Here is a 25,296-nt window from a genome sequence, read left to right on the forward strand (position 1 = left end):
CCCATGTCTCAGACAACCGCCAAGGCTCCCGGAGCCTTCGCCCAGAGCGGCGGCGACGCCAATCGCTGGAAGGCGCTCGTCTTCATCGCGCTCGCCCAGCTGATGGTCGTGCTCGACGCGACCATCGTGAACATCGCGCTGCCCTCGGCGCAGCAGGATCTCGGCATATCCGACGGCAACCGGCAATGGGTCGTCACGGCCTACTCCCTCGCCTTCGGTGGTCTGCTGCTGTTCGGCGGCCGCATCGCCGACCTGTGGGGCCGCAAGCGCGCCTTCGTGCTGGGTCTGGTCGGATTCGCCGCCGCCTCCGCACTCGGCGGAGCCGCCACGTCCGGCTCGATGATGTTCGGCGCCCGCGCCCTTCAGGGTGTCTTCGGCGCGCTGCTCGCACCGGCCGCGCTGTCCCTGCTCGCCGTGATGTTCACGGATGTCAAGGAGCGTGCCAAGGCGTTCGGCATCTACGGCGCGATCGCCGGTGGCGGCAGCGCCGTCGGTTTCATCCTCGGCGGCGCGCTGACCGAGTACCTGGACTGGCGCTGGACGTTCTTCGTGAACATCCCGTTCGCCGTGGTCGCCGCGTTCGGCGCGTACTTCGTCATCCGTGAGCCGGAGGGCAGCCGTAACCGCAACCCGCTCGACATCCCGGGCGTTCTGCTGTCCACCCTCGGCCTGGTCGCGCTCGTCTACGGCTTCACCCGCGCCGAGTCCGACGGCTGGGGCGACCCCGTGACCGTCTCCCTGTTCGTCGGGTCGGTGGTCCTGCTGCTCGCCTTCGTCGTCACCGAGGCCAGGGTCAGGACCCCGCTGCTGCCCCTGCGTGTGGTCACCGACCGCAACCGCGGCGGCATCTACCTCTCCCTCGGCATCGCGATCATCGCGATGTTCGGCACGTTCCTCTTCCTGACCTACTACCTGCAGGTCGTGAAGGGTTTCTCGCCGATCAAGAGCGGCTTCGCGTTCATGCCGATGGTCGCCGGCATGATGATCGGCTCGACCCAGATCGGCACGCGTCTGATGACCCGGGTTCCGGCCCGGTTCCTGATGGGTCCCGGCTTCCTGGTGGCCGCGGCCGGCATGCTCCTGATGACGCAGCTGGAGATCGGTTCGTCGTACGCCTCGACGATCCTGCCCGCGATGGTGCTGCTCGGTCTCGGCATGGGTACGGCGTTCATGCCCGCCATGTCCCTGGCCACCCTGGGTGTCGAGCCGCGCGACGCCGGTGTCGCCTCCGCGATGGTCAACACCTCGCAGCAGGTGGGCGGCGCGATCGGTACGGCCCTGCTGAACACGATCGCCGCCTCCGCGACGACCGCGTACATCAAGGACCATGTCGCCGGTGCCGCGACGAAGTCGCAGCAGCAGCTGGTCCAGCTGCAGGGCATGGTGCACGGCTACACCAACGCGATCTGGTTCGCCGTCGGCATGCTGGTGCTCGCCGCGCTGATCGTCCTGACCCTGGTCAACGCCGGTCGTCCGGACGGCAGGCCTGTGGCCTCCGGTGAGGGCGTCGAGGACGAGGTGGCGGTGCCGGTGGTCGCCCACTGACCGCCCACTGACCGACCTCAGGGGTATTCACCCGCGGGGCTCAGCGGAGCCAGGGAAGGTCCGCACCCGCTTCGTCCGGCTGAAGGCCCTCGGCGACGATCTCCATGATCTCGCCGAGGGCCTTCTGCTGTTCCGGGGTCAGCCGCTCGAACAGCGACTGCCGTACGGCGGTCACATGACCCGGCGCCGTACGGCGCAGCACCTCGGCGCCCTGGTCGGTGAGCACCGCGAACTGGCCGCGCTTGTCGGAGGAGCAGTCCTCGCGCTGGACCCAGCCGTTCCTCTCCAGCCGGGCGACGGCGTGCGAGAGCCGGGAGCGGGTGATCTTCGCCTTCATCGCCAGCTCGGTCATCCGCAGCCGGTGGCGTGGTGCCTCGGCGAGGGTGACGAGGAGGCCGTAGTAGATGTGCGGCATGCCCGCGTCGCGCTGGAGCTGCCGGTCGAGGTGGTCCTCCAGCAGCGTGGTGGCGTGCACATAGGAGCGCCAGACGCGCTGCTCGTCGTCGGTGAGCCAGCGGTGCCGGGCGGCGGAGTCCGTCGCGGAGTTCATGGATCCCACGGAGTTCATGGTCCCACTGTACGAGCAATCTTCTTGAAACTTGAACAAGTGAGGCGTACTCTGTCGGAGAAAGCTTGAGAGTTAAAGCACTGACTGGAAGCGTCACGCCGAAGCAGCTCGTCAGAGCGCCTCGTCGACGTCGAAGCGCTGAGTCACAGCACTCTCGTAGTGGAGACACCGAGTACAGGGAGCCGCCGTCATGTCCGCCGCCACGCAGCAGCCGTCCGCCGGCACGCAGCAGTCGTCCGCTGCCGGGCGCGAGCGCATGCCCGTCCTCTATCTCAGCCACGGCGCGCCGCCGCTCGCCGACGACCCGGTCTGGCCCGGCCAGCTCGCCGCCTGGTCCGCCGGCCTGTCCCGCCCCAAGGCGATCCTCATGGTCTCCGCCCACTGGGAAGAGGCCCCCCTCGCCCTCGGCGCCACCGAGACCATCCCGCTCGTCTACGACTTCTGGGGCTTCCCCGAGCACTACTACCGCGTCCAGTACGCCGCCCCCGGAGCGCCCGAGCTGGCCGAGTCGGTCCGCAAGCTGCTGCGCGCCCCCGGCACCCCGGTCCAGGACATGCCCGACCGCGGCCTCGACCACGGCGCCTACGTCCCCCTCGTCGAGATGTTCCCGGCCGCCGACATCCCGGTCCTGCAGATATCCATGCCCACCCTCGACCCGGTCCGCCTCATGGAGATCGGCCGCAAGCTCGCCCCCCTGCGCGACGAGGGCGTGCTGATCGTCGGCTCCGGCTTCTTCACCCACAACCTGGCCGCCCTGCGCCACGCGGGCGTGCCGAGCTGGTCCGCCGAGTTCGACGACTGGGGCAGGCGGGCCCTGGAGGCCCACGACTGGGACGGGCTGCTCGACTTCCTGGACAAGTCCCCGGCCGGCCGCTACGCCCACCCGCGCACCGAGCACTTCGCCCCGCTCTTCGTCAGCATGGGCGCAGCCGAGGCGAGCGGGGAACTGGACGCGCAGAAGTCGGTGATCGACGGGTTCTGGATGGGGCTGGCGAAGCGGTCGGTGCAGTTCGGCTGAGCCGCTGAGCCGCTGAGCCGCTGAGCCGCTGAGCCGCCGAGCCGCCGGGCTGCCGAGCCGCCGGGCTGCCGAGCCGCCGGGCCGTTCGGGTCGCCGGGCTGCCCAGTCGCCGGGCCGTTCGGGTGCTCCTGCCTCGGCCGGCCCGGCTCCGCCTCGGCCGGCCCCGCTGGTCCCGTCGGCCTACAGGTTCTTCTCGTACCAGGCCACGTCCCAGTAGCGGCCGAACTTGCGGCCCACCTCGCGGTACGTGCCGACGTGGCGGAACCCGAAGCGCTCGTGCAGCCTCGTCGAGGCCTCGTTCGGCTGGGCGATGCCGGCGTAGGCGCGGTGCACGTCCTCGTCGGCGAGGGCCTTGAACAGGGCCTCGTAGAGGAGCGTGCCGATCCCGCCCCGGCTGGGGGTGCCCCCTCTGAGGGAGTCGGGGGCGACGTACACGGTCGTCTCCACGGAGGTCGAGTACGCGGCCTTCGGCCGGTAAGGGCTGGATGTGGCGTACCCCAGAATCTCCTCAGGGTCCGCGTCCGTGGCAACCATCAGGCGGTGAGGGCCGTCTTCCGGGTGGGAGAGCAGCCAAGGGCGGCGCTCTTCCGGAGTGAAGGCCTCCATGTCGAACGTGATGGGCGTCTCGCGTACGTAGTGGTTGTAGAGGGCTGTGAGGGCGTCGAGATCCGCCTCGGTTCCCGCCCTGACCTGCACCTCTGTACGTCCGGACGACATCGCGCCTCCCTGCGTGGCCGACAGGGTACTGCATGATCAGAAAAATTGAGGGACGGGTTGGGAATTCTGTCCGGATTCCAGTCGTTGTTTCCCACGGATGCAGGGCACTCCAGAAGAGTCCCAATGGACAGCCAGGAGTGCCTAGCGTTCGACAGGACCACCCGCCAGCCCACCATCGCAAGGGAGCACGCATGGCAACCCGTGCCGTCGCCCGTCGTCAGTCTGCCAGCACCGGCAAGACGGCCGACTCGGCAAGCAGTGTTCGCGCCCATGGCGGCGAGATCGCGGACCGCGACCTGGTCGGTATGTATCTCGACGAGATCGCGCGTACGCCGCTGCTCGACGCCGCAAAGGAGGTCGAGCTGTCCCAGACCATCGAGGCGGGTGTGTTCGCGCGGCAGGTCCTCGACGGCGAGGAGGAGTCCCACACGGACGCCACCCGTGAGGAGCTGGAAGCCCTGGTCGCCGCGGGTGAGCGGGCCAAGGACGTCTTCATCCGGTCCAACCTCCGGCTGGTCGTGGCCGTGGCCCGGCGCTACCCGCGCAGCGGCCTGCCGCTGCTCGACCTGATCCAGGAGGGCAACGCCGGCCTGGTGCGCGCCGTCGAGAAGTTCGACTACCGCAAGGGCTTCAAGTTCTCCACGTACGCCACCTGGTGGATCCGTCAGGCCATCACCCGCTCCATCGCCGACCAGTCCCGCACGATCCGGCTCCCCGTCCACCTGGTGGAGGAGCTGGGCCGCATCCGCCGCGTGCAGCGCGAGTTCAACCGCCAGAACGGCCGCGAGCCGGAGCCGGCCGAGATCGCCACGGAGCTGGGCTCCACGCCGGAGCGCGTGACCGACGTTCTCGACTGGGCCCGTGACCCGGTCTCGCTGAACATGTCGGTGGACGACGCGGGCGAGACCCAGTTCGGCGACCTGCTGGAGGACACCTCGGCGGTCTCTCCCGAGCAGTCGGTGATGACGCTGCTGCGCAGCGAGGAGCTGGACGACCTGATCGGCCGCCTGGACCAGCGCACGGCCTCCATCATCAAGATGCGGTACGGCATAGAGGACGGCCGGGAGCGCACCCTGACGGAGGTCGGCAAGGAGCACGGCCTGACGCGCGAGCGCATCCGCCAGATCGAGAAGCACGCGCTGCTCGAGCTGAAGAAGCTGGCCCGCGACACCGGTTTCGACGCGGCCGCGTGATCGAGAGGTCCGATCGAGAGGTCCGGCCGGCAGGCCCGAGCGACAGGTGTGACCGGGAGGGGCGTACGCCTGGTGGCGGGAGACGGCGCGAACATGGCTCGGTACCGTCGCTTCAACCCCGGGACCGGAGGGAACAACTCTTCAGGGCCCGGGAGTTGAACCCCGGGAACCGCGCTTCCGCACCTCGCGCACACCTCGCACCGGTCCGGCCCGCGTACGCTCTACCCCAGGTCCGGCCGGCGCACCCGTACAACCGGACCGACCCACGCATGAGCCAAGTCCCGACGCACTCCCCCCCGGCGCCGGGACGTTCCCAGCCGGGCTTCGGTGCCTATCCCCCCAGGCGCCGGGGCCCGGCTCTTTTCCGCTCTTTTCCGCGCCCGCTCTTTTCCGCGCCCGCTCTTTTTCGGCCTCAGGGCTTTCGGCCTGAGAGCTTTCGGCCTCGGGTCCTTCGGCCTCGGGCCGGTCTCTTCCGCGTCTTGCGTCAGTCTCTTCCGCGCGTCATGCCCGGTCGCTTCCGCCTCTTCCGCGCGTCACGCCGGCCCGGCGGGCATGCTGGTACGGCGGCCACCCCGTACCTGAACCCCGGGGTGGCCGCCGGATGGCAGATTCTGCCACAGGGGCATAGCCTGCCGAGGTGAGCACCCCCCGCACCACCCGTACCACCGCCGACCAGCAGTCCTTTGCGGCCGCTGCCCCGGTGTCCCTCACGGAGCGCCGTAAAGCCGAGACCCGCGCGGAGATCGCCCGCGCGGCCGCCGCCCTCTTCGTCCGCCAGGGACTCAAGGCCACCCGGGCCGAGGACATCGCCCAGGCGGCCGGTATCGCCCCGCGCACGTTCTACCGTTATTTCGCCTCCAAGGAAGAGGCGGTGGCCCCGCTCTACGCGGCCGGCGCGCAGCGCTGGACCCAGGCGGTCCGCGAGGCCCCGGCCACCTTGACCGTCCCCGAGGCGCTGCGCCACGCGGTCGCCCACATGCTCGCCCCCGGTCTCGGCGTCTCGACGGCGTCCTGGGAATGGGTCCGCACCCTGATCCATCTGGCCGACACGAGCACCGCCCTGCGCAAGGTGTGGGCGGAGGTGTGCCAGGAGTCGGACGAGGAGTTGGCGCAGGTCCTGGCGGACAGGCTGGCGGCGGCAGCCGGCCCGACTGCCGCCACGCCGACAGCGGTCGGCCCGACTGCCGTCACGCCCAAGGCCGTCGGCCCGGCAGCCGTGTCTCAGGCCGGCGATGCCCCGGCCGGTGATGCTCCGGCCGGTGATGCCTCGGCGGGTGATGCCCCGGCTGCCTCCTCCTCGGCCGTGGCCACCCCCGCTGTCGTCGACGACAACGTTGCCGCTCCCGCGCCGATCACCCCCCACCTCCGTTTCGCGGCGGCGGTCGCCGGTGCGGCGGTCCGCGTGGCCGTGGAGTCCTGGGCGGCCACACTGTCCTCTCCCACCGGGCCCGACGGCCCCGCGGCCCTGGCCCTGCGGAATCTGGAGGCGCTGGGGGATTTCGAGTGGGGAGCGGAGCGCTGAGGGAGCGGTACGGCACGCACGTTCTCCACCGCCACCGCCACCGCCACCGCCACCACCTCCGCCACCGCCTCCGTCACCGCCACCGCCTCCGCCTCCGTCATCCCTGCCGCCACCGCCTCCGTCACCGCTGCCGCCGCGGGCGGGCGGGGGCCGGTCGCGCCCCGCGGCCGGGGCGCAGATCGTCTACGGCCCCGCGCCACTAGGGAGTTCCCGCACCCCCCGCCCGGCTCAACCGGCCCCCCAACTCCCGTACGCACTCGACCAGTTCAGCCGGTTCCAGGACCGTGAACTCGCAGCCCGCCATCGCCAGCCGCGTGGCCAGCCACTCCACGGGATCCCCGCTCGTCCCGCGCAGCACGCACGCGTCCTCGCCCTCCGGCTCGGGCGCCCCTATCCACTCCGGCACGAGCGTGGACACCGTCCCGGCCGAGGCGGCGAAGCGGACGGTGAAGGCGTACGTCTCCTGGCGGCGCCGCATCGAGCGCCGCAGGTATTCCGCCGCACCGCCCTCGGGCAGCTCCCGCGGAGCGAACCGCACTCCGGTCGCGAAGGGATCGCTCACCCGGTCCACGCGGAACGTCCGCCAGTCGTCGCGGTCGAGGTCGTACGCGATGAGGTACCACCGCCGGCCCGTCGAGACGAGCCGGTGCGGTTCGGTCAGGCGGCGTGACTCGCCGCCGTCCTTGTCCCGGTAGGCGAACCGCAGCCGCTCGTGCCCCGCCACCGTGGACGCCATCACCGTCAGCGTCTCGGGCGCGATGCTCGCCCCGTCGCCGCTGGTCAGCGCGGTGGTGGCGGCCTGGAGGGTGGAGACCCGGTGGCGCAGCCGGGACGGCAGCACCTGCTCCAGCTTCGCGAGGGCCCGTACGGAGGCCTCCTCCACGCCCTCCACGGCGTGCCCGGCGCCGGCGCGCAGCCCGACCGCGATGGCCACGGCCTCCTCGTCGTCGAGCACCAGGGGTGGCATCGCCTTGCCCGCGACCAGCCGGTACCCGCCGTCCGAGCCCCTCGTGGCCTGCACGGGATAGCCCAGTTCGCGCAGGCGGTCGACGTCCCGCCGCACGGTACGCCGGGACACCCCCAGCCGATCGGCGAGCTCGCCGCCGGGCCACTCGCGGGGCGTCTGGAGGAGGGAGAGGAGCTGGAGGAGCCGAGCGGGTGTGTCGGTCGTCATACGTACAGAATGCCGCAGAAGTAGGACACGATCTGACCTAATGGCGTCCTAGTCTGAGGACATGACGCATGGCGACGACACCATCTCCAAGGGGCGCGGCGGACTGCCCGCCCAGCCACAGCCGACCGACGGCCCGCGCACCGCGGCCACCCCGGTGGCGCTCTCCGAACCCCCTGCCGACCGGGCCCGCTGGCTTGCCCTGGCCATCGTCATGGCCGCGGCCTTCATGGACCTGGTCGACGTGACGATCGTCAACATCGCCATACCCTCGATCCAGCGCGACGCGGGTGCCTCGTTCAGCCAGATCCAGTGGATCACCGCGGGCTACGCCCTCGCCTTCGCCGCGGGCCTCATCACCGGCGGCCGGCTCGGCGACATCCACGGCCGCAAGCGCCTGTTCCTGATAGGCGTCGGCGGCTTCACCCTCGCCTCCGCCCTGTGCGGCTTCGCCGCGAACCCGGAGATGCTGGTCGCCTCCAGGATCCTGCAGGGCGGCATGGCGGCGCTGATGGTCCCGCAGGTCCTGTCGATCGTGCACGCGACCTTCCCCGCCCACGAGCGCGGCAAGGTGTTCGGCCTGTTCGGCGCGATCGTCGGCCTCGGTGCGGTCTCCGGCCCGCTGCTCGGCGCGCTGCTGACCGAGTGGAACCTGTTCGGGCTTCAGTGGCGGCCCATTTTTCTCATCAACCTGCCGGTCGGCGTCGTCGCCCTCCTCCTCGGCCGCCGCTACATCACCGAGTCCCGTGCGCCGAAGGCCCTCAAGCTGGACCTCGTCGGCGTCGTCCTGGTCACGGTGGGCCTGCTGATGCTGCTCTACCCGCTCACTCGCGGGCGTGAGCTGGGCTGGCCGCTGTGGGGGTACGTGTCGATGGTGGGCGCGCTCGGCGTCTTCGCGGCGCTGGTGGCGTACGAGCGGCGCAAGGCGGCCCGTGACGGCTCCCCGCTGGTCGAGCTGTCCCTGTTCCGGGTGAAGAGCTTCGCCGCCGGCATCGCCGTACAGACCGTCTTCGGTATCGCGCTCGGCATCTTCTTCCTGGTCTGGACGCTGTACATGCAGTACGGCCTCGGCTGGAGCCCGCTGCGGGCCGGTCTGACCGGTGTGCCGTTCTCGATCGCGGTGTCCGTCGCGGCCGGCATGTCGGTGCAGAAGCTGGTCCCGCGCTTCGGGCGGAAGGTGCTCCAGGCGGGCGCGCTGGTGATGGGCCTGGGCGTGCTGCTCTACATCTGGGAGGCGCACCACTACGGCCTCGCCATCGCCTCCTGGCAGATGGCGCTCCCGCTGGTCGTGATGGGCCTCGGCATGGGTCTGATCGTGGCGCCGCTGACCGACGCGGTCCTCTCGGAGGTGCCGCGCGAGCACGCCGGCTCCGCGTCCGGCCTGATCAACACCGTGCAGCAGATGGGCAACGCGCTCGGCCTCGGCCTGGTGTCCGTGGTGTTCTTCGGGGTGATCGGCGACCGGCTGACCCGGGACCAGGTCGGCCCGGCCTTCGCGAACGCCTTCCAGCACGCGCTGTGGTGGGTGGCCGCGGTGCTGGGCGTGATCTTCCTGCTGATGTCCGCGCTGCCGAAGCGCCCGGCTCAGCATGTGGAGGGCGCGGAAACCCCCGAGGGAGAGGCTGGACCCACCGAGGGAGAGGCTGGGCCCACCGAGGCGGGGAAGGAGTCCGCGCTGGTGTCCTGACCGGGCACGACGACCGCGGGGGAGGGCCCGGCACCGATCAGGTGCCGGGCCCCTGTGTTGCCCAACTCATGCCCCGCACAGAAACCAGAAGTCCGTTCATGCCTGAACCGGGTCCGAATCTGTTTACTTTCCGGAAATCCCGGCGTAGCCTCCAAGAGAAACCACACGTTCGGGCATCTGTCGGAGGCAAACGGACATGTACGCACCGGAGCGTCAGCAGGAGATCCTCCGGCTCGCCCGGGACGGCGGCCGGGTGGACGTCCTGTCACTGGCCGAGGAGTTCCAGGTGACGGCGGAGACGATCCGCCGCGACCTGAAGTCCCTCGACCGCGCCGGCCTCCTGCGCCGCGTGCACGGCGGCGCCATCCCCGCGGGCCGCCTCGACTTCGAACCCGACCTCGCCGAACGCGAGTCCACCGCCGCCGACGAGAAGGACCGCATCGCCAAGGCGGCCCTCGCCGAGGTGCCCGCCGAAGGCACGATGGTCCTCGACGCCGGTACGACGGTGGCCCGGGTGGCCGCCGCGATCCCGCTGGAGAGCTCCCTCACCGTCGTCACCCACAGCCTGCCCATCGCCGCCCGCCTCGCCGACCACCCGGGCATCCAGCTCCATCTGGTCGGAGGGCGCGTACGGCACCGCACCCGCGCCGCCGTGGACGCCTGGGCGCTGCGCGCGTACGGCGAGATCCGCGCCGACGTCCTGTTCGTCGCCGCGAACGGCTTCTCCGTCGAGCACGGTCTGACCACCCCCGACCTCGCCGAGGCCGCGGTCAAGCGCGCGGCCATCGCCGCCGCCCGCCGCGTGGTCCTGCTCGCCGACTCCGCCAAGTACGGCGAGGAGCACTTCGCCCGCTTCGGCGACCTGAGCGACGTGGACCTGCTGATCACCGACAGCGGGCTCAGCCCCGAGGACGCCGCCGCCATCGAGCGCGGCGGCACGGAAGTAGTACGCGCATGATCCTCACCGTCACCCCCAACCCGTCCCTCGACCGCACCTACGAGGTCCGGCAACTCAGGCGCGGCGAGGTCATCCGTGCCGAGACCGAGCGGATGGACCCCGGCGGCAAGGGCGTGAACGTCTCGCGCGCCGTCGCCGCGGCCGGCCGTCGCACGGTCGCCGTGCTGCCCCTGGGCGGTGCCCCCGGAGCGCTCGTCGCCGACCTGCTCGACGCGCAGGGCATCGAGGTCGCCCCGGTCCCGGTCGCCGGGGCCACCCGCTCCAACATCGCGCTCGCGGAGGCGGACGGGGTCCTGACGAAGATCAACGCGCCGGGCCCGGAGCTTTCGGCGGCCGAGCAGGCCCTGCTCCTGGTCACCGTCCGCGAGCACTCCCACGACGCCGACTGGATCGCCTGCTGCGGAAGCCTGCCCCGGGGGCTCGCACCCTCCTGGTACGCCGACGCCGTCACGGAGGCGCACGCCGGAGGCGCGCGTATCGCGCTCGACGCGTCCGGGCCCGCGCTCCTGGAGGCGCTGCGCGCCGGACCCGACGTCGTGAAGCCGAACGCCGAGGAACTGTCGCAAGCCGTCGGGCGCCCGCTCACGACCGTGGGCGACGCGGTGAAGGCGGCCCAGGAACTGCGCGAGATGGGCGCGCGCGCCGTGCTCGCGAGCCTGGGCGCCGACGGCCAGCTGCTCGTCGACGACACGGGCGCCTGGTTCGGCAGCGCACGCGTGGACGCCGTCCGCAGCAACGTGGGCGCCGGCGACTCCTCCCTCGCCGGCTTCCTCATCGCCGGCGGCAGCGGCCCGGACGCCCTCGCCTCCGCCGTCGCCCACGGCGCCGCCGCCGTCCAGCTCCCCGGCAGCGTCATGCCGGAACCCACCGACCTGGACCCGGCCGCGGTGACGGTCACGACCGACATCCCGCTCGACCGCGCCCTGACCGAGCCGGTGCCATGAACGCCCCGACCAGGGGCCGTACGACGGCCTCCGCTCAGGTGGGGACGCGGCGAGGTTCCCGCTCGCTCGCCGTGCTCCCCGCACCCACCGCCGCCCCCCGCAGCACCCCCGTCCCCCCTTCCGCCCGTCCCCGTTCCCGGGCGATACGCGTGCAGAGGAGCCCGCGATGAGCCACATGATCACCGCGGACCTGGTCGACCTCGACCTGTCCGCCGACACCAAGGAGGCGGCGGCGCGCGCCCTCGCCGAGCGCATGGTGGCCCAGGGCCGGGTGACCGACCTGGAGGGCTTCCTCGCCGACGTCGCCGCCCGCGAGGCCCAGATGCCGACCGGCCTCGACGGCGGTATCGGCATCCCGCACTGCCGCAGCGTCCATGTCACCGAGCCGACGCTCGCCTTCGGCCGCAGCGCCGCCGGCATCGACTTCGGCGCCGCCGACGGACCGGCCGACCTGATCTTCCTGATCGCCGCCCCGGCCGGCGCCGACGACGCCCACCTGACGATCCTCTCCTCCCTGGCCCGGCAGCTGATGAACGACGAGTTCACCGGCGCCCTTCGGTCCGTGACCGACCCCGAGTCGGCGGCGGCCCTGATCCGGGGCGAGGAGGCGCCGTCGGCGGCGGTCACGCCGGGCGCGGAGGAGGCAGCGGGCGCCGAGGGCGCCGAGACGGCCGAGGGCGCGCACGAGGCGGCCGGCGGTGCTCCCGAAGGCACCGCTGCGGCGCCGGCGGCGGCCTCCGCCGGCGCCGCAGCGGGCAGTACGGCACAGGCGACGCGTTCCGACGACACAGGCACAGGCACAGACACAGGCGCCGAGTCCGCCTCCGGCGCTGACTCCGCCTCCGGCTCCGCCACTGTCTCTGTCTCCGGCTCCGCCACTGTCTCCGGCTCCGCCACTGTCTCCGGCTCTGCCTCCGACACTCGTCCCTTTCGTGTCGTCGCCGTCACCTCCTGCCCGACCGGCATCGCCCACACCTACATGGCGGCCGAGTCCCTGGAGAGGGCGGGCCGTGAGGCCGGCGTCGAGGTGGTCGTCGAGACGCAGGGCTCGGCCGGTTTCACCCGGCTCGACCCGGCGGTGATCGCGGCGGCGGACGGCGTGATCTTCGCGCACGACGTCCCCGTACGCGAGAAGAACCGCTTCGCCGGCAAGCCGACCGTGGACGTCGGGGTGAAGGCGGGTATCAACCGCCCCGCCGAACTGCTCTCCGAAGTCCGCGGCAAGGCGGCACGCGGCGAGGCCACGGCAGCGGCCGAGCCGGGCGGCACCCCGGTCGAGCGCGCCGGCGACTCCACCGAGGGCTACGGCACCAAGCTGCGCAAGTGGCTGATGTCGGGCGTCAGTTACATGGTCCCGTTCGTCGCGGCGGGCGGTCTGCTGATCGCCCTGGGCTTCGCGATCGGCGGCTACAAGATCAACAAAGCGCCCTCGGTCATGGACCACTTCATCTGGACCCAGGCCGACAGCTGGGGTGCCCTGCTCTTCCAGATCGGCGGCGTGGCCTTCGGCTTCCTCGTCCCGGTCCTCGCGGGCTACATCGCCTACGGCATGGCGGACCGGCCAGGTCTCGTGCCCGGCTTCGTCGGCGGCGCGATCTCGCTCACCATCAACGCGGGCTTCCTGGGCGGTCTGGCCGCCGGTCTGATCGCCGGCGGCGTGGTGATCGCGATCCAGAGGGTGCGCATCCCCGCGGCGTTGCGGGGCATCATGCCGGTGGTCGTGATCCCGCTGATCTCCTCGGCGATCGTCGGATTCCTGATGTTCGTCGTGATCGGCAAACCCATCGCCGGTGCCCAGAAGGCGATGACGGACTGGCTGAACGGCCTCACCGGCGCCAACGCCGTCCTGCTGGGCGCCCTGCTCGGCCTGATGATGTGCTTCGACCTGGGCGGCCCGGTCAACAAGGTCGCCTACACCTTCGCCACGGCGGGCATCGCGGTCGCGAGCCCCAGCGACTCGGCCATGAAGATCATGGCGGCCGTGATGGCGGCCGGCATGGTCCCGCCGCTCGCGATGGCCCTGGCCACGACCGTGCGCGGCAGGCTCTTCACGCAGACCGAGCGCGAGAACGGCAAGGCCGCCTGGGTGCTGGGCGCCTCCTTCATCTCGGAGGGCGCGATCCCGTTCGCGGCGGCGGACCCGCTGCGCGTCATCCCGTCCTCGATGGTCGGAGGCGCGGTCACCGGCGCCCTGTCGATGGCCTTCGGTGCCACCCTGCGCGCCCCGCACGGCGGCGTCTTCGTGATCCCGCTGATCGGCAACCCGTTCCTCTACCTGATCGCCATCGCCGCCGGCGTGTGCGTCACCACGGCCCTGGTGGTCATCCTCAAGGGCCTGCGCAAGCAGACCCCGGAAGGCGCCGCCGACGCGGCCACGGGCACCGCCCCGGCCACGAAGGAGACCAAGCAGCCGGTCGCCGCCTGACGACCGAACGCAACCTCTTGTCCCTTTGGTGAACTGTGAGTTGTTCACGGCACCTGCGAGATACGTCACGGTCCGGGGCCAAAGTCCCGGACCGTGGTGTTCACTGGGGGACATGGCTGACCACGTCTCGACCTTCCAGATGATCGGCGTGGCCGTCCTCGCTGTGGCGGCCGTCGTCTGGACCTGCGTTTTCATGAACCTGCTGCGCCGTTTCCGGGTCGAGACCGCCGGGTGGCGCCCGGCCTCCCCCTTCCGGGTCCTGCCGGCCCTCCCGGCCCAGGCCCCCGCGGGCCCCTCCCTGGAGTCCGTCGAACTCACCCCGGCCGAACAGGACGCCTTCGCGCGCCTGGTACGGCAGCTCGGCCGCCGCTGACCGAACCGGGCGCCCGGCGTCCTTCGTGCCGGAAGGCCGCCCCTGCCGTGCGGGGGTCGGCCGTGCCCTGCCAGAGGTCAACCCTGCCGGAGGTCAGTCCTGCTCAGCCCTGCCGGAGGTCAGCCCTGTCGTGCCGCGCGCCGCTCCATGGCTTCCCGGGCCGCGTTCTGGGACGCGTACACCTCGCACATGTGCCGCCCGTCGGGTGTCGCCGTGTGCTCGACCTCCCACAGGGAGATCTCCCGGCCGTCCGCCAGCAGGAACGCGTGCTCGTACAGGGCGAAGCTCAGCCCCGCCCGCCCGGCCCGCCCCGGGCGCCCGAACGCCTGGGTGATCTGGTGCGCGACCGCCGTCGCCAGCAGCGCCGCCGTCCCCGTGCCCGGCCCGTCCGGGTTCTCCGCCCGGCGCAGCAGCCGGCGCCCGTGGTCCGCGGAGTCGTCGGGCGCGTAGACGTGCCGGGGCTGCGGAACGGCCGGTAACTGGGCCGGTATCGGCAGTTCGAAGTCCGGGGCCTCCGGGGGCAGGGCGAGCCGGCCCGTGGCGGTGGCCAGCTCCTCCGCGTCGACGTACACCTCGTGCTGCGTCTCGCCGCCCGGCGCGGTGTTGTGGACCAGCTCCCACAGGGTCACCGCCGAGCCGTCGGCGAGCAGCCAGGTGTGCCGGTACGTCTCCCGGTGCAGGCCCGCGCTGTGGTGCGCGGAATGCAGCGAACTGTCGTGCACCAGCGCGCAGTCGAGCTGCCGTATCACCTCGTCGGGCAGCTCGAAGGAGTTCAGGGCACGACCGAGGAGTCGCGCGAGGTGCTCCTCCGGAGACTCGGGCGACTCGGCGGATTCGTACGCTGCCGTCTCGTACGGAACGCTCAAGGTTTCTCCCGGCGTTGCTGCATGTCACCTGGTGAGTGCATACCGTAGCCCCTCGGTCGGACATCATGTCCGGGAACCGAGAAAACGTACGCACAGAAAACGTCAGGGCCGCGCGAAGAGTTCCCCGCGCGGCCCCACGTTCTGTCAGAATCCCCCGCTCAGCTGGCGTTTGCGGCACTTCCGGCGGTCCAGGCGCTCCACGACATGTTCCAGCCGTTGAGCCCGTTGTCCGGTGCCACCGTGGTGTCGGGGGAGTTCTTCACGATCACGACGTCCCCGACGAGCGAGTTGTCGTAGAACCACTTGGCCACAGTGGCACCCCGCGCGCCCTGTACATCCGCGAGCCCCACGCAGCCGTGGCTGGTGCCCGAGCGGCCGAAGGGCGGGTTGCCCCTGTTGTACCAGTAGTTGCCGTGGATGAACGTGCCGGACGACGTCAGACGCATCGCGTGCGGCACGTCCGGGATGTCGTACTCCCCGCCGAAGCCGACCGTCGAGCCGTTCATCCGGGTCTGCACGAACTTCTCGGAGATCACCATCTGCCCGTTGTACGTGGTGTGCTGCGCGCTGCCCGCCGAGATCGGCACCGTCTTGATCGTCCTGCCGTCCCGGACCACCGTCATGGTCTGGGCGTGGGCGTCGACCGTGGAGACCTGCGAGCGCCCGATGGTGAAGGACACCGTCTTGTTCTGCACGCCGTAGACGCCGTTCGCGCCCTGGACCCCGTCCAGGTCGATCTTCATCGTGACCTTCGAGCCTCCCTTCCAGTAGTCCTGCGGCCGGAAGTCCAGTCGGCGGTCGCCGAACCAGTGCCCGGCCACCTGCTGACCGCTGCTGGAGCTGACCGTGATGTGCGACTGCACGGCCTTCCGGTCGGTGATGGACTTGTCGAAGGTGAACGACACCGGCATGCCCACGCCGACCGTGGTGCCGTTGTCCGGCGTGTAGGTGCCGATGAAGCTGTTGGCCGAGGTGACGGTCGTGAAGATGGCGTTGGCCGCGGCCGTGCGCCCGCCGGCGTCCTTCGCGGTCGCGTTGATCTCGTACTTGGTCCCGCGCTCCAGTTGCTCCTTGGGCTTCCACGTGCCGCCGTCCGTGGATATCGCCCCCGGCACGGCCTGATCCGACCCCGCCACGGTCATCTTCACGTCGGTCAGTCTGCCGCCGGTGACCTTCACGCCGGTCGCGTTGATGGACGCGCCGGTCGAACCGTCGTTGGCCGAGATGACGATCTTCGCCGTCGACGTCTTCGGGGAGTCCTTGCCGCCCTTTCCGTTGCCGTCGGTGGCGTTGGCGTTGCCGCCGCACGCGGTCAGGGTGAGGGCGCCGACCATCAGGGCGGCACAGGCCCCCAGTACGCGCCGCGCTGCAATGTCCGGCGTTGTCACGGGCTGCTCCATGTTCGAGTGATGTGGGTGATCCGTTCCAGTGCGTGAAGTAAAGAGGGAACGAGCCCCAGGACGGGTTCCCTCCGTTACCCGTGAACGCCATCACGTGACAGAACCGCGACAAACGGGCGCCGGACGCGCGGCACACCCCGCCCAACTCGCGCGCCCGCACCACCCGTCCTACCGCCCGCCGTACAACTCCCCGTACGACGGCCACACTCCGCCCGGCCCTGCCACCGGCTCCGCGGCCCGCACCGCCCGCACGATCGCGCGCGTCACCAGGTCCGCACCGGCCACGAGCACCTCGTTGAGCGCCAGCGGATTCTCCGCGTCGAGCGGGCGGGCCCCGGTGGCCAGCGTGAACACCGTGTCGCCGTCGTGCAGCAGGTGCACCGGCCGCACAGCCCGCGCGATGCCGTCGTGCGCCGTGCCCGCCACCTTCTGCGCCTGCGCCTTGGTGAGGTCCGCGTCGGTCGCGACCACCGCGAGCGTCGTGTTGAGCGGCGGAGGCGTGCCCGCACCGGCCGACTCGGCGAGCTCGGCCAGACGCCGCAGCGCCGCCTCGTGCACCCGCTCCCGCGGGTAGTCCACGCGCCCCTGGAACAACTCCCCGTACAGCACCCCCGTCTCCGGATCCGCCACCGCCCCCGCGGAGTTCACCACCACCAGCGCGGCCACCGTGATCCCCGAACCGAGGACCGCGCTCGCGGTCCCCACCCCGCCCTTGAGCCGTCCGGCCACGGCGCCCGTGCCCGCACCCACGCACCCTTCCGGCACCCGCGCCCCCGGCGCGCTCGCCGCGGCCGCCTCGACCGCCGCACGGCCCGTCGCCGCGTCCGGGCGGGCCCGGAAGTCGCCGCCGCGCCCGAGGTCGAAGACGCACGCGGCGGGCACCACCGGCACCACATGCGCCGGATCCGCCCCGACCGGCACCCCGCGCCGCTGCTCCTCCAGCCAGGCCATGACCCCGGACGCGGCGTCGAGTCCGTACGCGCTGCCTCCGGTCAGTACGACGGCGTCGACCTTCCGCACCAGGTTGCGGGGGTCGAGGGCGTCGGTCTCCTTGGTGCCGGGACCCCCTCCGCGCACGTCCACGGCGGCGGTGGCACCGCCCTCGGGGGCGAGAACGACCGTGGTGCCGGTGAGCCAGCCGTCCCCGCGGCGGGCGGCGTGCCCCACCCGCAGCCCGGCGACGTCCGTCAATGCGTCAACTGTCATGACGGCCAGTCTGGCCCACCGGCCCGGCGCCTCCCCGGAGTTCAGGCCGCCGGTGCCGCGGCGTCCGCCCGCCGCTCGCGCGCCGCCGTGCGCGCCGTCAGCACCACGTCGGTCGCCACCGCCGCCGCCGACACGATCCCCGCCGCGAACACCGCCCAGCCGCCCAGGAAGGTGCAGCAGATCACCACCAGCGCCGTGCCCGGAAGTATCAGTTGCTGGACGATTCCGACCTTGAAGTGCCGTGCGTGCAGCAGCCAGACCGACAGCAGGAACAGGGCCGTCGGCAGGGTCACGGCCGCCGAGGCGGCCGGCGCCGAGATGTGTGCCTTGCCGACCGCCTGCTGCACCGCCACCTCCAGACCGGCGCCTATCGCGGCGGCCGAGGCGAAGATGAAGTAGTGCCCGTACCCCCACAGGAACGCCCGCTTGCTGGTGCGCAGATGGCCGTGGATGGGCACCACGAAGTAGATCCACCACGCCGAGAAGACGATCAGCAGGCCGCCCGCCGCGATCGACAGCACCTCGACCAGCGCGCCGTGCTCGCTCACCGCCGACTTCACGGCGACCGTGGCCGCGGCGATCGTCTCACCGAGCACGATGATCGTGAACAGGCCGTACCGCTCGGCGATGTGGTGGGGGTGCCAGTTGGTCTGGCTGCTGCGCTCCGCGTGCAGTGGCACGTACAGTTCCGCCATTACCATCACCAGGAACAGCCAGGGCCGCGCGGGCTCGGGCAGCACCACCAGCCCCACCCAGCCGATCTGGCAGAGCAGAACGCCCCCCGCGTAGCGGAGCGTCGTGGTTCTCTCCTCGCCCGAGGCGGACCTCGCCGCTCTCAGCCACTCCGCGGCCATCGCGAGCCGCATGATCACGTAGCCGATCAGGACCAGCAGCCAGTCGTGGTGCTCGAACGCCCGGGAGACACCGGCCGCCAGCACCAGGACGCCGCCGATCTGGAGGAGGGTGACGATCCGGTAGAGCACGTCGTCGTTGTCGTACGCCGAGGCGAACCACGTGAAGTTCATCCACGCCAACCAGATGGAGAAGAACACCATCGCGTAGTTGAGGATCCCCTCGCCCACGTGCCCCGCGATCACGAAGTGCACCAGCTCGACGCCGGCCTGCGCGATGGCCACCACGAAACACAGGTCGAAGAAGAGCTCGAGCGGGGAGGAGACGCGGTGCGCCTCGTCGACCGCGCGAGCGGTGAGGCGCCGCAGGGGCCCCTGGGACTGCGGTGCACCCGGAGAACCGGGCGCCTGAGCGGAAGTCGACGTCATACGTCCCAGGAGATCAGAAAACCAGAACAAATTCTTGTGAACGGAATCACAAGCAATGTGGGGGCCGTACCCTGGAGGTATGAGCAGCACCCTCGCACCCGAGCCGCGCGACCCCAAGGCCGCGCTCGTCTTCGACGACCCGTTGAACCAGCAGTCCTCGGACGACACCGACCGGGGGTGGGGCGAGAGGCCGGACGGCGACAGCGCCGCCGACCTCAAGCGCTTCCTCGACGAGAAGCCGCCCCACCACCTCTGAGCCGCCCAAGGGGGTGCCGTTAGCTCTCGCGCCCCGACCCGCGCTGTGCGACCAGCGCGTCGCGGATCTCCTTGAGCACCTCCAGCTCGCTCACCTCGATGACCTCGCGCGTGCCCTCCTTCGCCTTCTTCCGGGCCTCCTGGGCCGCGAGGTACCTGGACATGGGCAGGACCATGAGGAAGTAGACGACCGCAGCGGTGATCACGAAGGTGAGCGTGGCGCCGAGGACGGAACCCCACAGGATCGGCACACCCTCCTTGACCGTGCCGTCCGCGGCCACCGAACACGGGTCCTTGAGACACGAGCTGTAGTGGTCCAGGTTCTGCGTGCCGATCGCCCCGACCAGCGGGTTGATGATCCCCTTCACCACCGAGTTGACGATGTTCGTGAAGGCGGCACCGATGACCACCGCGACTGCCAGGTCGATGACGTTGCCACGCATCAGGAAGGCCTTGAAGCCCTGCCAGACGCTCGGCTCCCTCTTCTCGCTCACCTCGGGGACTCTCCTCACATGCACAGGTCGTGGAACGATGCGCTCCGCAACCTACGGCACCCTGAGGCCGCTGTGTCCAATTCCCCAACTTGACCGAGGGACTTGACAGAAAGCTTGTTGAAAAGAGACTGACGGAGTTCACCCCAGCGTCACCGCCAGCCGTGCCGTCGCGCTCGCACCGACGAGCCGGGCCGCCGTGGCGCGCGGCACTGACAGTACGACCAGCGCCCCGCTCCCGGACGCCCCGTCGACCGCCGTGTCCAGGGACTCGGGCAGCCTCGCCACCCGCGCCCCGCGCGCGAGCACTTGGGCGCCGCCCCCGGTGGACGCGTCCTCGGCGGCGATCACGTCGACCCGGTCGCCGGGGCGCAGCAGCCGGACGGCGTCGGCGTCGGCGATCCGCACCGGTGCGCGCACCACGTCCGCAGGCCCGTGCCGTCGTACGGGCTTCGCGGCCGGGTGCCCGCGGGGCCGTTCGGTGTCGTGCGCTTCGGTCACCGACCCCGGACCGGCCGCCACGAGCGCGGCCGCGGTGACCGCGAGGCCGGCCGCGAGGGCCCGCCGGCGATGCCGTACGAGCCGCTGCAGCTGATACCGCCCGCCGCGCACCCGCAGGGGCGCGAAGTGCGGGACCTCGCAGGTCGCGGGGGCGTCGGTACCCAGCGGACGCGGGAGACGGAGCGGGGGTGGGAAGGACGGGGGAGGTACCGGGGAGGAGGGCGTGGGGGACGCGGGAGTGGGGGACGACGACGTCATGGGCACGGGGATCACCGCCTGCGAGGAGGGTTCGGCTTGCCCTGCCACGATGACGCCTCGCGCCGAAGTCCGCCGGAGCCGGTGAGCTACCGGCCGGTTGTGGACAACTCGCCCACCCGAACGAGGAGTTCCGCGCCCCGCCGGCCGCTGGCCGCCGCCCTCCGCCCCCGGCCCCCGTCCCCGGCCGCCGTTCCCCGTCCCCGGCCGCCTCTCGCCTCCCCGGCCGCATCTCGTCGGCTGCGCCCGCCTCTCGCAGGCTGCGCCACCCCGCTCCTCTCCTCACCTCTCCTTGCCTCTCCTCACCTCACGGCAGCTCGAACCCCGGGTCCATCCCCCCGAGCGCGTTCGCGCACAGGCAGTCCCGCGCGTCCGTCTCCGGCAGTGCGGCGACCGCGTCGAACAGCACTCCGCGCAGCCGGTCCACGTTGTCCGCGAACACGCGCAGCACCTCGTCGTGGGAGACGCCCTCGCCGGTCTCGGCGCCGGCGTCGAGGTCGGTGACGAGGGTCAGGGACGTGTAGCAGAGCTCCAGTTCACGGGCGAGCGCCGCCTCGGGGTGGCCGGTCATGCCGACCACGGACCAGCCCTGCGCCTGGTGCCAGAGCGATTCGGCGCGGGTCGAGAAGCGGGGGCCCTCGACCACGACGAGCGTGCCGCCGTCCACCGCTTCCCAGTCACGGCCGCGGGCGGCCTTGAGCGCGGCGGCCCGTCCGGCGGGGCAGTACGGGTCGGCCATGGACACGTGGACCACGTTGGGCACCGTGCCGTCGGGCAGCGGCAGCCCGTCGAAGTAGGTCTGCGCGCGGGACTTGGTGCGGTCCGCGAACTGGTCCGGCACGAGCAGGGTGCCGGGGCCGTACTCGGGGCGCAGTCCGCCCACCGCGCAGGGGCCGAGGACCTGCCGGACGCCGACCGAGCGCAGGGCCCACAGGTTGGCCCGGTAGTTGATGCGGTGCGGGGGCAGGTGGTGACCGCGGCCGTGCCGGGGCAGGAAGGCGACCCGTCGGCCGGCGACCTCGCCGAGGAAGAGGGAGTCGCTGGGCGACCCGTAGGGGGTGTCCACCTGGACCTCGGTCACGTCCTCGAGGAACGAGTAGAAGCCCGAGCCGCCGATCACACCGATGTCTGCGTTCGCCATGACGAGCACATTAGCTGGCGGCGAAAACCGGGGGGAGCCGGTGTCGGCGGGGGGAGCCGTGGGAGTACACCGAGGACCCCGCCGTCGTACGACGACAGGGTCCGGGAAGGGAGAACCGGGAAGAACTCAGGCAGCGGAGCTGTTGGCCGAGCTCGACGAGGACGTCGACGCCGACGAGGAGGCCGACGACGACGTGGACGAGGTCGTGGACGGCTTCGCGTCGGACGACGAGCCGCTCGCCTTCGACGCCGGGCTGCTGCTCGACGTGGCGCCGCGGGAGTCGTTGCGGTAGAAACCGGAGCCCTTGAAGACAATGCCGACAGCGGAGAACACCTTCTTCAGGGGGCCACCGCAGTTGGGGCACACGGTGAGGGGGTCGTCGGTGAACTTCTGCACCGCCTCGAGACCCTCGCCGCACTCCTTGCACTGGTACTGGTAGGTCGGCACTGTCTTCCTCCTGGCACTCTCACTTGATGAGTGCTAACGATGGTCCATAGTGACGTATTCCCGGGGATCAGTCCACCGTGACCGGCACGCGGTGACCGACGCCACGTGCGACCGTGCGGTTCCGGGGCCGGACGATCAGCCGCGAGCGCAGCGCCACCAGGGTGACCAGCGCCAGCACGGTCCCGGCCATCGGCACCAGGAATCCGGCGCCGCCCCACAGGCGGTCCTCCAGCTGTCCGGCGGCCGTGACGGCGGCGGCCTGGCCGAGCGCGACAGCGCCGGTCAGCCAGGTGAACGCCTCGGTGCGGGCGCCGGCCGGGACCAGCGCCTCGACCAGCGTGTAGCCGGTGATCAGGGCGGGCGCGATGGACATGCCGACCAGCAGGCCGAGGCCGGCCAGCAGCAGCACCGAGTGCGCCGTCCACAGCGCGGACGCGGTCAGCGCGAGCGCCGCGTAGCCCACCAGCAGGCGCCGCCGCGGGGCGACCTTCCAGGCGATCGCGCCGCAGGCGACGCCGGAGAGCATGTTGCCCGCGGCGAAGACGCCGTACAGGACGCCGTTCAGGCCGGGCTCGCCGATCGACTCGGTGAACGCGGCCAGCGAGACCTGCATGCCGCCGAAGACCGACCCGATGCCCAGGAAGGTCACCACCAGCACGCGTACGCCCGGGATGCGCAGGGCGGGGGTGTGCTCCACGCGCGCGTGCTCGTTCCGGCCGGTCACCGGCGGCTGCGTGCTCTTCTGCGCGGCGAACAGCAGACCGCCGACGAGGGTCAGCGCGGCCTCCGTGACCAGGCCCGCGGAGGGGGTCACGGTGGTGCACAGGGCGGTCGCGAGCAGGGGGCCGACGACGAAGGTCAGCTCGTCCGTGACGGACTCGAAGGCCGCGGCGGTGGCCATCAGGGGCGAGCCCTGGAGCTTCACGCCCCAGCGGGCCCGCACCATGGGGCCGACCTGCGGCACCGAGGCACCGGTCGGCACGGCCGCCGCGAACAGCGCCCACAGGGGGGCGTGCGCCAGGGCGAGCGCGGTCAGGGACAGGCCGGACACCGCGTGCACGAGGAGGCCGGGGATCAGCACCGCGCGCTGGCCGTGGCGGTCGGCGAGGCGGCCGCCGTAGGGCGCGAACAGCGCCATGGAGACACCGGTGACGGCCGCGGCGGCGCCCGCGGCGCCGTACGAACCGGTGGTGTGCTGCACGAGCAGCACGATGGAGATCGTGAGCATCGCGAACGGCTGGCGCGCCGCGAAGCCGGGCAGCAGGAACGTCCAGGCGCCGCGGGTGCGCAGCAGTTGGAGGTATCCCGGGCGGGGGGCGGCCGGGGAGGTGTTCTCCGGTGCGGTGGTGGTGACCGTGGATCCCACGGCCCGTGCCTTTCTGCCGCCTGGTAGCGGGGCCCCGTTGCGGGCCCGGGTGCCGAGAGCTGTCCTCTTGCGCGGACTGCGGTAGATACCGGAGATACGGCGCCCACGATGGGTGGGGGCGTCTCGGCCGCCATACGGTCGCGCCAGCTCTGCGTCAGGCAGAGTTGGTTCGATCAGGGTGCCTTCATCGTACAGGGGAGTGGCGTTCGTGCGACTGTGAAAACGAGCACCACAGGGTGGGTCACCTGGGATTCAGCGGGGCATGAACGACGCTCCGACAAGTGCGTGAACAAACAACAGTGTGAACGGGAACGTCTGGCGAGAGCTTCCCGAAACATCTAGCGAGAGCTTCCCGCCCCGGGTCCGTCGAGGCCCAGCCAGCCCGCGAGCTTGCCGCCGTGGCCGACCGCGCGCAGTCGCCGTTCCGCCGCGTCGCGGACGGGGTCCGTGGCGACCACGAGCAGTTCGTCCCCGCGCCGCAGCACGGTCGTGGGCAGCGGCACGAACGATTCCTCCTCGCGCACGACGAGGGTGACGGCGGCCCCGGGCGGCAGCCGCAGTTCGGCCACCTCCACGCCGTGCATCCGCGAGCCCTCGGGGATCGCGACGGACAGCAGATGCCCGCGCAGCCGCTCCAGGGGCGCCGACTCGATGCCGAGGTCGGAGGCCTCGCCGTCCTCGCCGAGCCGAAGTGCGCGCGCCAGCCAGGGCAGGGTCGGCCCCTGGACGAGGGTGTAGACGACGACCAGGACGAAGACGATGTTGAAGACGTGCCGGCTGCCCGGGACGCCGTTCACCATCGGGATGGTGGCCAGGATGATGGGCACGGCGCCGCGCAGGCCCGCCCATGACATGAGCGCCCGTTCCGGCCACGGCACTCGGAACGGCGCGAGGCTCAGCACCACGCTCAGCGGGCGGGCGACCACGGTCAGCACCAGCCCGATGACCAGGGCCGGCCAGAAGTCGTCGATCAGGTCGTGCGGGGCGACGAGCAGGCCGAGCAGGACGAACATGCCGATCTGGGCGATCCAGCCGAGCCCCTCGGCGAAGCCGCGGGTGGCCGGCCAGTGCGGGAGCTTGGCGTTGCCGAGGACCATCGACGCCAGGTAGACGGACAGGAAGCCGCTGCCGTGTCCGAGCGCGCCGGCCGCGTACGCGGTGACGGCGATCGCCATCACGGCGATCGGGTAGAGGCCGGAGGCGGGCAGGGCGACGCGCTTGAGGGCCCAGGCGCCGGCCCAGCCGACCACGAGGCCGGTGGCGGTGCCGATGGCCAGTTCCAGCGCGATCCGGCCGAGCAGCAGGTACCAGTGTTCGATGGGGCCGGCCGTGGAGAAGGCGACGACCAGGATGACCACCGGGGCGTCGTTGAACCCGGACTCCGCCTCCAGCGTGCCCGTCACGCGCGCGGGCAGGGGGATCTTCCGCAGGACCGAGAAGACGGCCGCCGCGTCCGTCGAGGAGACCACCGCACCGACGATGAGTGCCTGCCGCCAGTCCAGCCCGACCAGATAGTGCGCGCCGGCCGCCGTGACCCCGACGCTGATCGCGACACCCGCCGTGGCCAGGACGGAGGCCTGGCCGAGGACCGGCCGGATCTCCTTCCACTTCGTGCCCAGACCACCCTCGGCGAGGATCACGACCAGGGCCGCGTACCCGATGACCTGGGTCATCGCGGCGTTGCTGTAGTGGACGTGGCCGATGCCGTCCTGGCCGATGAGGACGCCGATGCCCAGGTAGATGAGCAGGCTGGGGAGCCCGCTGCGCGAGGAGATCCGCACCGCCGCGACGGCGATCAGGAGGACGAGGGCGCTGACGAGCAGGAGCTGGTTGAGGTGGTGGACAGTCAGCGGCGGTTCCCTTCCTTGGCCCGCGCGGGACGCGGGGCGCACGTACACAAGATCCGAGGCTGCGGCGCACCGCACCCAAGTAGTTCGTTATCTTACCTAACTGTTGACGCTTTCTTG

The 25,296-nt window shown here is 71.6% G+C and carries 23 protein-coding genes; 10 read left to right on the plus strand and 13 right to left on the minus strand.

Going from position 1 to position 25,296, the window contains the following annotated elements:
* Positions 1-3 precede the first annotated feature (3 nt).
* Entirely contained in the window at positions 4-1,545 is a 1,542-nt protein-coding gene (locus ACWD5D_RS17520; protein ID WP_451373580.1) for an MFS transporter, read from the plus strand.
* A 40-nt stretch (positions 1,546-1,585) separates the two neighbouring features.
* On the opposite strand, the gene ACWD5D_RS17525 is transcribed toward ACWD5D_RS17520, so the two are convergent.
* A complete protein-coding gene (locus ACWD5D_RS17525) occupies positions 1,586-2,095 on the minus strand; it encodes a MarR family winged helix-turn-helix transcriptional regulator (protein ID WP_451373754.1) in 510 nt (169 codons plus the stop codon).
* Positions 2,096-2,369: 274 nt separating this feature from the next.
* Between ACWD5D_RS17525 and ACWD5D_RS17530 the strand changes: the two genes are divergently transcribed.
* Entirely contained in the window at positions 2,370-3,131 is a 762-nt protein-coding gene (locus ACWD5D_RS17530; RefSeq protein WP_451373755.1) for a dioxygenase family protein, read from the plus strand.
* Between the two features lie 180 nt (positions 3,132-3,311).
* Here ACWD5D_RS17530 and ACWD5D_RS17535 read toward each other — a convergent pair whose 3' ends face one another.
* On the minus strand, positions 3,312-3,848 hold the full coding sequence (locus ACWD5D_RS17535) for an N-acetyltransferase family protein (protein ID WP_451373581.1): 537 nt from the start codon (positions 3,846-3,848) through the stop codon (positions 3,312-3,314).
* 191 nt (positions 3,849-4,039) lie between these two features.
* On the opposite strand from ACWD5D_RS17535, the gene ACWD5D_RS17540 reads away from it, so the two are divergent.
* Together ACWD5D_RS17540 and ACWD5D_RS17545 are read left to right on the plus strand one after the other, a co-directional pair.
* Positions 4,040-5,041 (plus strand): sigma-70 family RNA polymerase sigma factor, encoded by a 1,002-nt coding sequence (locus tag ACWD5D_RS17540; RefSeq protein WP_451373582.1) that lies wholly within the window; start codon positions 4,040-4,042, stop codon positions 5,039-5,041.
* A 637-nt stretch (positions 5,042-5,678) separates the two neighbouring features.
* A complete protein-coding gene (locus tag ACWD5D_RS17545) occupies positions 5,679-6,563 on the plus strand; it encodes a TetR/AcrR family transcriptional regulator (RefSeq protein ID WP_451373583.1) in 885 nt (294 codons plus the stop codon).
* 199 nt (positions 6,564-6,762) lie between these two features.
* On the opposite strand, the gene ACWD5D_RS17550 is transcribed toward ACWD5D_RS17545, so the two are convergent.
* Positions 6,763-7,737 carry a helix-turn-helix transcriptional regulator gene (locus ACWD5D_RS17550; protein WP_451373584.1) on the minus strand — a complete coding sequence of 325 codons (975 nt, stop codon included), beginning with the start codon at positions 7,735-7,737 and terminating at the stop codon, positions 6,763-6,765.
* Positions 7,738-7,798: 61 nt separating this feature from the next.
* On the opposite strand from ACWD5D_RS17550, the gene ACWD5D_RS17555 reads away from it, so the two are divergent.
* From ACWD5D_RS17555 to ACWD5D_RS17575, 5 genes are all read left to right on the plus strand, one after another.
* Positions 7,799-9,421: an MFS transporter gene (locus tag ACWD5D_RS17555; RefSeq protein ID WP_451373585.1), complete on the plus strand. Its 1,623-nt coding sequence runs from the start codon at positions 7,799-7,801 to the stop codon at positions 9,419-9,421.
* Positions 9,422-9,617: 196 nt separating this feature from the next.
* The gene (locus ACWD5D_RS17560) at positions 9,618-10,379 is read left to right on the plus strand and encodes a DeoR/GlpR family DNA-binding transcription regulator (protein WP_451373586.1); all 762 of its coding nucleotides are present in this window, start codon (positions 9,618-9,620) and stop codon (positions 10,377-10,379) included.
* Complete coding sequence (gene pfkB / locus ACWD5D_RS17565) at positions 10,376-11,323, plus strand: 1-phosphofructokinase (protein WP_451373587.1); 948 nt, start codon at positions 10,376-10,378, stop codon at positions 11,321-11,323. Before ACWD5D_RS17560 ends, pfkB begins: the two co-directional genes overlap by 4 nt.
* A gap of 166 nt (positions 11,324-11,489) precedes the next feature.
* Positions 11,490-13,748 (plus strand): PTS fructose transporter subunit IIABC, encoded by a 2,259-nt coding sequence (locus ACWD5D_RS17570; protein WP_451373588.1) that lies wholly within the window; start codon positions 11,490-11,492, stop codon positions 13,746-13,748.
* A 112-nt stretch (positions 13,749-13,860) separates the two neighbouring features.
* Positions 13,861-14,121 (plus strand): hypothetical protein, encoded by a 261-nt coding sequence (locus ACWD5D_RS17575; RefSeq protein ID WP_451373589.1) that lies wholly within the window; start codon positions 13,861-13,863, stop codon positions 14,119-14,121.
* A 119-nt stretch (positions 14,122-14,240) separates the two neighbouring features.
* Here the strand turns inward: ACWD5D_RS17575 and ACWD5D_RS17580 are convergent, their stop codons facing one another.
* From ACWD5D_RS17580 to ACWD5D_RS17595, 4 genes are all read right to left on the minus strand, one after another.
* Complete coding sequence (locus ACWD5D_RS17580) at positions 14,241-14,987, minus strand: DUF6227 family protein (RefSeq protein WP_451373590.1); 747 nt, start codon at positions 14,985-14,987, stop codon at positions 14,241-14,243.
* 158 nt (positions 14,988-15,145) lie between these two features.
* The gene (locus tag ACWD5D_RS17585; protein WP_451373591.1) at positions 15,146-16,375 is read right to left on the minus strand and encodes an Ig-like domain-containing protein; all 1,230 of its coding nucleotides are present in this window, start codon (positions 16,373-16,375) and stop codon (positions 15,146-15,148) included.
* 180 nt (positions 16,376-16,555) lie between these two features.
* Positions 16,556-17,593 (minus strand): P1 family peptidase, encoded by a 1,038-nt coding sequence (locus ACWD5D_RS17590; protein WP_451373592.1) that lies wholly within the window; start codon positions 17,591-17,593, stop codon positions 16,556-16,558.
* Positions 17,594-17,634: 41 nt separating this feature from the next.
* A complete protein-coding gene (locus ACWD5D_RS17595) occupies positions 17,635-18,873 on the minus strand; it encodes a low temperature requirement protein A (RefSeq protein ID WP_451373593.1) in 1,239 nt (412 codons plus the stop codon).
* Positions 18,874-18,952: 79 nt separating this feature from the next.
* Here ACWD5D_RS17595 and ACWD5D_RS17600 point away from each other — a divergent pair, with 79 nt between their 5' ends.
* Entirely contained in the window at positions 18,953-19,129 is a 177-nt protein-coding gene (locus tag ACWD5D_RS17600) for a hypothetical protein (protein WP_451373594.1), read from the plus strand.
* A 19-nt stretch (positions 19,130-19,148) separates the two neighbouring features.
* On the opposite strand, the gene mscL is transcribed toward ACWD5D_RS17600, so the two are convergent.
* The 6 genes from mscL to ACWD5D_RS17630 all read right to left on the minus strand — a co-directional run bounded on the left by mscL (position 19,149) and on the right by ACWD5D_RS17630 (position 25,221).
* Positions 19,149-19,622: a large conductance mechanosensitive channel protein MscL gene (mscL, locus tag ACWD5D_RS17605; RefSeq protein WP_451373595.1), complete on the minus strand. Its 474-nt coding sequence runs from the start codon at positions 19,620-19,622 to the stop codon at positions 19,149-19,151.
* A gap of 138 nt (positions 19,623-19,760) precedes the next feature.
* Positions 19,761-20,378, minus strand: coding sequence for a hypothetical protein (locus ACWD5D_RS17610; RefSeq protein ID WP_451373756.1), 618 nt, complete (start codon positions 20,376-20,378; stop codon positions 19,761-19,763).
* Between the two features lie 304 nt (positions 20,379-20,682).
* Positions 20,683-21,516: an S-methyl-5'-thioadenosine phosphorylase gene (locus tag ACWD5D_RS17615; RefSeq protein ID WP_451373596.1), complete on the minus strand. Its 834-nt coding sequence runs from the start codon at positions 21,514-21,516 to the stop codon at positions 20,683-20,685.
* Positions 21,517-21,642: 126 nt separating this feature from the next.
* The gene (locus ACWD5D_RS17620; protein ID WP_451373597.1) at positions 21,643-21,963 is read right to left on the minus strand and encodes an FmdB family zinc ribbon protein; all 321 of its coding nucleotides are present in this window, start codon (positions 21,961-21,963) and stop codon (positions 21,643-21,645) included.
* A gap of 67 nt (positions 21,964-22,030) precedes the next feature.
* Positions 22,031-23,329 carry an MFS transporter gene (locus ACWD5D_RS17625; protein WP_451373598.1) on the minus strand — a complete coding sequence of 433 codons (1,299 nt, stop codon included), beginning with the start codon at positions 23,327-23,329 and terminating at the stop codon, positions 22,031-22,033.
* 338 nt (positions 23,330-23,667) lie between these two features.
* A complete protein-coding gene (locus ACWD5D_RS17630) occupies positions 23,668-25,221 on the minus strand; it encodes a potassium/proton antiporter (protein WP_451373599.1) in 1,554 nt (517 codons plus the stop codon).
* Positions 25,222-25,296 lie beyond the last annotated feature (75 nt).

It is taken from the genome of Streptomyces sp. NPDC002520, assembly GCF_053595235.1.